The following is a 7,185-nucleotide window of genomic DNA, read 5'->3' on the forward strand; positions in this document are numbered from 1 at the left end:
CCGGGTGCGCGTGTCCCGTCCGGGCCGCCGCTCAAGGGCCATCCCTGGCCCACGCGTCGGACGGCGCCTCGGGCGCCGTCCGCGCCTTCGGCGCGGCTGATCCGGCCGTGCCCCGCCGGACCGCGTGGGGCCCCGGGAAAAGCGCGGACATCCTGTCCGCCAGCAGCGACAGCGACAGCAACAGCAACAGCAACAGCAACAGCAACAGCAACAGCAACAGCGACAGCGACAGCGACAGCGACAGCGACAGCGACAGCAACAGCGACAGCGACAGCGGCGGTCACGGTGGTTCTCGTGACGGAGTTCGGGAGCTCAGCGCGGCTGAAGTGCATCGGGTGGTCGGCGTTGGGGAGGACGGCGACCCTGAGGTGGGTGCAACGGGCGCAACGGTTGCGCTGGCGCAGAGGCGATCTGTTGCAGGGATCTGGGGCGCGGTAAACGCGCCAGGTGCCAGGTCAGGCGTCGACCACCGGGCGGACGCAGTTTCGGCCCTGGTTCTTTGCGCTGTACAGGGCGCGGTCGGCCAGGCGCAGGGCGTCGTCGGGGCCGGCCACGCGATAGGCGTCGAAGGCGTGCACGCCGATGCTGACGGTCACCGCCACCACGGTGTCGCGGCACTGCACCGGGTCGGCCGCGACCTCCATGCGCACCATCTCGGCCACCGCCATCGCCTGGTCGGCATCGAGGCCGGGCAGGGCGGCGACGAACTCCTCGCCACCAAAGCGGGCCAGCACGCCGCCGCGCGGGGCGACCACGCCGTTCATGCGCTGCGCGACCACCCGCAGGCAGTCGTCGCCGACCAGGTGGCCGTGGCGGTCGTTGATCAGCTTGAAGTGGTCGAGGTCGATCATCAGCACGGAAAGCTGCCGGCGCTGGCTGCGGGCGTCGCACAGGTGCTGTTCCAGCACTTCGCGGAAGTGGTGGCGGTTGTACACGCCGGTCAGGCCGTCGCGACGGTTGACCTCGCTGAGCTGGGTGTTGGCGTCGGCGAGCTGGTCGAGCGCCCGGCGCAGCTCGCCGGTGCGCTCGTCGACCTTGCGCTCAAGCTCGTCGCGCGACTGCCGGACGATGCGTTCGTTCTCGTTGCGCAGCGCCGCATAGCGGTAGGCGAGGGCGAACGACAGCAGGATCATCTCCAGCGCCGAGCCGATCTGCACGCCGTACTCGGTGAGGAACATCTTCGGCAGCACACCGAACGCCACCAGGGTGAAGATCGCGGTGCCGCCCAGGAACAGCCCCCAGGCCAGCATGAACAGGCGTGCCGGGGCGTAGCCGCGGCGATGCGCGACCAGGGTCTGCACGACGATCCAGCCGACATTGGGCAGCACCGCCGCCGAGGCGATCGGCGTGGCGATCCGGTAGGGAACGAACAGGGCGACGATGCCCAGAATCACGAAGAACACGATGAAGGCCAGCGCCACCCGGTCGCCGGCCGGCCAGCGGCTGCGCAGGTCCAGGAAGTGGCGGGCGAACTGCTGCATGCCGACCTGGGCGATGCAGATGGACAACGGCACCGACAGGTCCTGCAGTTTCGGCGAGCCCGGCCACAGGTACTCGAAGGCCAGCCCGTTCAGGCAGAACAGCACCAGCCCGAAGCCGGCGATGTGGAACATGTACCAGAAATAGCTGGCGTCGCGCAGGCTGGCCCACAGGATCAGGTTGTAGAAGAACAGCGCCAGCAGGATGCCGTAGTACAGGCCGATGGCGAGTTGCGCGTCTCGGGCGCGCTCGGCGAATGCGGGCAGCGTGTACAGCGCCAGCGGCACCTGCATGGAACTGTCGCTGCGCACGCGCACCATCAGGTCGACCGCCTCGCCGGGCGCCAGGTCGATCCGGAAGTTGGGATGCCGGTAACGGATGGCGCGGCTGGCGAATGGCCGGTGGTCGCCGGACAGGTGGGTCTCGATGCTGCCGTCGGCGCGCCGGACGTAGAGGTCGACTTGGTCGCTGAGCGGATACTCCTGCACCAGCAGCCAGGTGGTGTCGCCCTGCGCGGCGCTGGCCAGGCGCAGGTTGAACCACCAGGCGCCCCGCTGGAAGCCGAAGTTGGCGCCGCCCGGCGGAAGCGGCAGGAAACGGCCGGGTTGCGTCGACAGGGCAAGCGCTGCCGCTATGTCCAGTGTCGCCCCGGTATCGTGGTGGTAGCGCAGGTGCGGCGAAAGATCCAGGCTGCCGACCGCCGGGTCGACCAGCAGGGCCGGGCGGTTCTGCGCCGTGGCCGGCGCGGCCGCCAGCATCGCCAGCATCGCCAGCAGGCACGGCAGCCAACGTGTGTGGCGCAGTCCGATCACGCCCGTCCCCGACCCTGAGCGCTCACCTTACGGCCTGTGCCGTGCCGCGTCCATCATCGCGCTTGCGGTGCATGACCGCCGGCCGCGCGCCAGGCCATGAAGGCATCGAGGCGTTCGATCACCGCCTCGGTCTCGATCAGATCGCTGACGCCCTCGGCCTCGATCTTGCTGCCCCAGCGCAGGGCGCTGGCCGGACGGCCGCGGAACCGGCGGGCGGCCTGGTCGTGGCGGTCGACGCACCAGCGCCGGTCGCTGTACGGTCCGCTGCGCGCCGGATCGGTGCTGGCGTAGAGGCCCAGCACCGGCGTGCCCATGGCGTTGGCCATGTGCACCGGGCCAGAGTCGGGACTGAGCACCAGGGTGGCGCGGCGGAACAGGGCCAGCGCCCTGGGGAGGGTGTCCTTGCCGACCAGGTCGAGCACGGGCGCGCTGCACCGGGCGAGGATGGCATCGGCCATCGCCCGCTCCGCGGCGGACGGTCCGCCGGCCAGCACCACGCGCAGGCCATGTGCGCGCGAAGCATGCTCGGCCACCAGGGCATAGCGTTCCGGCCGCCAGTTGCGCTGCGGGTGGCTGGCGCAGGGGCTGATCACCAGGCTGGCCGTTCCGTCCGGCAACTGCTCGCGCGCGAACGCCTCGGCCTCGTCGGGCACCGGCAGGTCCCAGCGCGGCGGCGAGGATGCCAGGCCCAACGCGTCGCCGAAGCTGCGCAGGGCGTCGAGCACGTGCTGGCCGGCCGCGGGGGCGATCCTGTGGTTGACGAACAGGCCGTGGCCCTCCCTGGCCCGCGCGCGGTCGTAGCCGACCCGCAGCGGCGCGCGGATCGCGGTCGACACCAGGTTGGCGCGCAGCGCCAGCTGCATCAGCAGCAGGGCATCGAAACGGCGGCCGGCGAGGCGGCGGCGCAGGTCCCGGTACGCCGGCCAGCCGCCGCGCTTGTCGAAGGCGACGAACTCGACGCCCTCGATGGCGCCGACCAGGCGGTGCTCGAAACGGCCGACCACCCAGGTGATCGCGGTGTCCGGCCACTGGTCCTGCAGCGCCCGGACCAGCGGCACGACATGGCTGACGTCGCCCAGCGCCGACAGGCGCAGCAGGCACACGGATCGGGGCGGCGAGGTCACGGCGGCTCCAGCGGGAATCGCGAGATTCTGGCATGAAGTGCGCGGGTCGCCCTGCAGCTGCGCACTTGCCGAGGGTCCGGGTGGCTGCCGGAGGGACCCGCTGCCGGGCATGGCGCCGGTCGCGGCGCAGAACGACCGGCCGGGTTGCCGACCTGGGCGCTGTCCGGCGTGACCTGTGGCGCATGGCCCGGCGCCGCGCGCCGCCGTTACACTGGCCACAATGCTCCCAACTGCCCGCCCGACGCCCGCGTGCACGCGCGTGGATCACCGTGATGGCGCCTCCCTGGTCGCCGGACGGGTCGCCACCGTATTCGATCCGCACTGGTTCGAGGCCGGCACCGGCGGCGAATCCGGATTCCGCGGCGGCCGCGGCAACGTCGTGCGCCTGCAGACCGCCAGCGGCGAGCTGGTGCTGCGCCAGTACCTGCGCGGCGGCCTGCCGCGCCACATCGTGCGCCGACACTACCTGTGGACCGGCGCCGAGCGCACCCGCGCGTTCCGGGAGTTCCGGCTGCTGCAGGCCCTGGCCGGCGCCGGCCTGCGCGTGCCCGAGGCGGTCGCGGCGCGCTACTGGCGCACCGGGCCGGTCTATCGCGCCGCCCTGATCACCGCCCTGGTGCCGGCCGCGCGGACCCTGCTGGAGCGCCTGGAGCAGGCACCGACGCAGGCGGCCGAGCTGCTCGGCCAGGTCGCCGGCGCGGTCGCCGCCCTGCATGCCCGGGGCGTGTGGCACGCCGACCTCAATGCCACCAACCTGCTGTTCGATGGCGACGATGCGGTCTGGCTGATCGACTTCGACCGCGCCTGCAGCGACGTCCACGACCGCGACCGCCTGGCCGGCAATCTCGACCGTCTGCACCGGTCCCTGCACAAGCGCCTGACCGGGTCTGCCCTGGCGGCGGTGGATGAGGCCTGGCCGGCGGTCGTCGATCACTGGCGCAGTACGCTGGACCGGCTATCCTCGGCACGATGACGGCCTCCCTGTCCCTGGAGTTCCTCGGCGTCGGCAATGCCGGCGCGGTCGAGCTGGGCGAGTCCTCGGCGGTGCTGCTGCGCGACGGCGAACCGCTGCTGCTGATCGACTGCGGACCGCAGGTGCCGCACCGCTTCCGGCAGCGCTACGGCAAGCCGCCGCCGGCGCTGTACATCACCCATACCCACCTCGACCATGTCGGCGGCTTCGAGCGGCTGTTCGTCGACCTGTGGTTCGATCCGTCCCGGCGCGGCCAGGTGCCGGTGTTCGTGGCCGCGCCGGTGCTGCCCCTGCTGCAGGAACGCGTCGCCAACCATCCCAATGCCCTGGCCGAGGGCGGCGTGAACTTCTGGGAGGCGTTCCGGCTGGTGCCGGTCGGCCGCGGCTTCTGGCTGGACGGGCTGTGGTTCGACGTGTTTCCGGTGCGCCACCACGCCGTCGACGCGGCGTTCGCGCTGGCGCTGCGCGGCAGCTTCGTGTTCACCGGCGACACCCGGCCGATCCCGGAGGCGCTGGCCACCTACGGCAACGACGGCGAGGTGCTGTTCCACGACTGCGACCTGCACGGCAACCCCTCGCACACCGGCCTCGACGACCTGCTGCGCGAGTACCCGCCGGCGCTGCGCGAGCGCATGGTGCTGTACCACTTCGGCCAGGACGACGACGCCCGCGCGATGCGCGCGCAGGGCCTGCGCGTGGCCACCGCCGGCGAGCGCTTCGCGCTGCCGGCGCCGCTGCGCCTGGCGCCGTCGGAGGCCGTGGTCCGCGCCCGCGGCAAGCCGGTGCCACGCGCCACCGGCGGCTGAGCGCGCTCAGGCGTACGCCCAGCAGGGTCGCACCCGCGGACGACGTGTGCCGCGGGCAGGGCAGGGAACCAGCCCGCCTATCGCGCCTGTGGCGATCGCCCGCCGCGACGTAGCCGGTCCGGCGCAACCTGCGGCCCAGCAATTGTTGATGCAAGCCCGCAGCAGTCTTTGAGGTCGTGGCTTGGGCCCTCCAGGGTCGCCAGGTGGAACCCGCGCCGCGTGAGACAGCAGCGGCTCACGCCTTCGGACTTTCGCAGCTTCGGCAATCCGACGACTACCGCCGCCCTCAGCGACGCTAGACCGGCGCGTCCCTGTTCCCTTCGCTGGCGACGCCCGGCGGACCTTCCGGCCGCCGCCACAGCCACAGGCCGACGACCGCCATGACCCCGATCGGCGGCCAGTGCGCCCAGGCGTTCGGGGAAAACCACCACAGCACCGGCACGCAGGCGGCCATGGCCACGGTCGCCAGCCACTTGGCGCGGCGGCTGACCGCACCGTGCGCCTGCCAGTCGCTGATCATCGGCCCGAATTGCCGGTGCCCATGCAGCCAGGCCGCCAGCCTGGGCGAGCCGCGCGCCGCCGCGTAGGCGGCCAGCAGAATGAAGGGCGTGGTCGGCAGGCCGGGCAGCACGACCCCGATCAGGCCCAGCACCAGGGCGGTCCAGGCCAGCAACCACCACAGGACCCGGCGCAGGGCCCGTCCCGGTCGGTCTGAATCGCGCAGGCGCGGGTCGGATGCTGGCGCGGGCGAGGTGGGGGGTGGGGCCGAGGGCGGCATGGCGGAAAGCATACGGGGCGGTAGCGACGCTTGCTCAGGGGCGGGGGGTCTGCATAGCGGCCCGGCTGGCCGATCGACACTCACGCCGGTGTCGATTGACAGGGCAGGGCCGGCGTGATCTTATCGCGAACGAGAGCCATTCGCATTTAAGCGACGACGCGCTACCCGCCAGCCCCGGCCCCGCGCCGGAAGCCAGCGTCCCCCGGACCCCCGCTTCCGTCCTGACATGACCCGATCGCAGCACCGCACCGATGGCCCAGCCGGTCCCGCGTCCGGCGACCGCCACACCCCTCCGAGGATCGTCGCCGTCCCCGTCCACCCTTCCCAAGGATCTTTCGCCATGTCCGTGTCCCGAAGCCGGCGGGCCGCCGCAGGTCTGTCCGCCCTGCTGCTGGCGCCGGTCCTCGTCGCCCACCTGGCCGGGGACAGCGAACCGTGAACGCTGTCGAGGTGCTTTCCGGCATCGCCATTCGGCAGTCGGCGCGCCTGACGCAGGCGGCGTTGGGTTCGGTCGACCTGCTGTCCTGGTCGCGCACGGTCGAGCTGGCGATCGCGCCGGCCGGGGCGATGGACTGCCTGCGCCGGCTCGGCTGCCTGGTCGACTGGTGGCCGGGCGCGCGGGCGCTGCGGCCGCTGGCGCCGGGTCTGTGCGGGGTCGGCGACGTCGGCCTGCTCGACACCGTCGGCGGCGAGCTGGTGCTGCGCGTGCTGGCGTTCCGGCCCGGTCGGCTGGTGCTGGTGCTGGCGGCGCGGCGATCATTGACCGTGCTCGATGTCGGCGTGCGCGCCAGCGCGGTTGGCAGTGCCCTCACCCTGTGTCTGGAACGCCCGCCCTCCGGCGGCCCGCTGGCCAACCACCTGGCCGGTCGCCGCCTGGCCCGCCTTGGCGAGCGCGCGCTGGCGGGGCTGCAGGCCCACCTGCGCGAACGCGTGGACGCGAACGACGCGGCCTGAGGCCAGCGCGCGCCGCCGGGCCGGCAACGATGCGGATCATGGCAAGTGCCGGCCCTCTCCCCCGGCCCTACCCGGGAACCTATTTCTAATCAGTGGGTTAGCTGCGCATTTTTTGAGGCACAAAGCGCCCCGGCGGTCGACCGCCCGGCCCGGTTCGGGGTCACAAGCGGGCAGCGCGGCGAGCTGCAGAGGTCTCTCCCAGACCTGATTAGCGTCGTGTCTCAGCCCGTTGCCAGGCGGCTTTACGTGAGTGCGACGA

General features: G+C 72.4%; 7 protein-coding genes. 3 read left to right on the top strand and 4 right to left on the bottom strand.

All coding sequences use genetic code 11. The features are described 5' to 3' along the window. Positions 1-31: 31 nt before the first annotated feature. From KF823_16590 to KF823_16600, 3 genes are all read right to left on the bottom strand, one after another. The gene (locus KF823_16590) at positions 32-259 is read right to left on the bottom strand and encodes a hypothetical protein (GenBank protein MBX3727520.1); all 228 of its coding nucleotides are present in this window, start codon (positions 257-259) and stop codon (positions 32-34) included. 196 nt (positions 260-455) lie between these two features. Next, the gene (locus KF823_16595; GenBank protein MBX3727521.1) at positions 456-2,291 is read right to left on the bottom strand and encodes a GGDEF domain-containing protein; all 1,836 of its coding nucleotides are present in this window, start codon (positions 2,289-2,291) and stop codon (positions 456-458) included. A gap of 53 nt (positions 2,292-2,344) precedes the next feature. Next, positions 2,345-3,526 carry a glycosyltransferase family 9 protein gene (locus KF823_16600; GenBank protein ID MBX3727522.1) on the bottom strand — a complete coding sequence of 394 codons (1,182 nt, stop codon included), beginning with the start codon at positions 3,524-3,526 and terminating at the stop codon, positions 2,345-2,347. A gap of 148 nt (positions 3,527-3,674) precedes the next feature. Here KF823_16600 and KF823_16605 point away from each other — a divergent pair, with 148 nt between their 5' ends. After that, positions 3,675-4,388, top strand: coding sequence for a 3-deoxy-D-manno-octulosonic acid kinase (locus KF823_16605; GenBank protein ID MBX3727523.1), 714 nt, complete (start codon positions 3,675-3,677; stop codon positions 4,386-4,388). Further along, the gene (locus KF823_16610; GenBank protein ID MBX3727524.1) at positions 4,385-5,194 is read left to right on the top strand and encodes a ribonuclease Z; all 810 of its coding nucleotides are present in this window, start codon (positions 4,385-4,387) and stop codon (positions 5,192-5,194) included. Before KF823_16605 ends, KF823_16610 begins: the two co-directional genes overlap by 4 nt. A gap of 295 nt (positions 5,195-5,489) precedes the next feature. On the opposite strand, the gene KF823_16615 is transcribed toward KF823_16610, so the two are convergent. Next, entirely contained in the window at positions 5,490-5,972 is a 483-nt protein-coding gene (locus KF823_16615) for a YbaN family protein (protein MBX3727525.1), read from the bottom strand. 435 nt (positions 5,973-6,407) lie between these two features. On the opposite strand from KF823_16615, the gene KF823_16620 reads away from it, so the two are divergent. Further along, positions 6,408-6,926, top strand: coding sequence for a hypothetical protein (locus tag KF823_16620; GenBank protein ID MBX3727526.1), 519 nt, complete (start codon positions 6,408-6,410; stop codon positions 6,924-6,926). The last annotated feature ends 259 nt before the right edge of the window (positions 6,927-7,185 follow it).

Source organism: Lysobacterales bacterium (genome assembly GCA_019634735.1).
GTDB lineage: Bacteria > Pseudomonadota > Gammaproteobacteria > Xanthomonadales > UBA2363 > Pseudofulvimonas.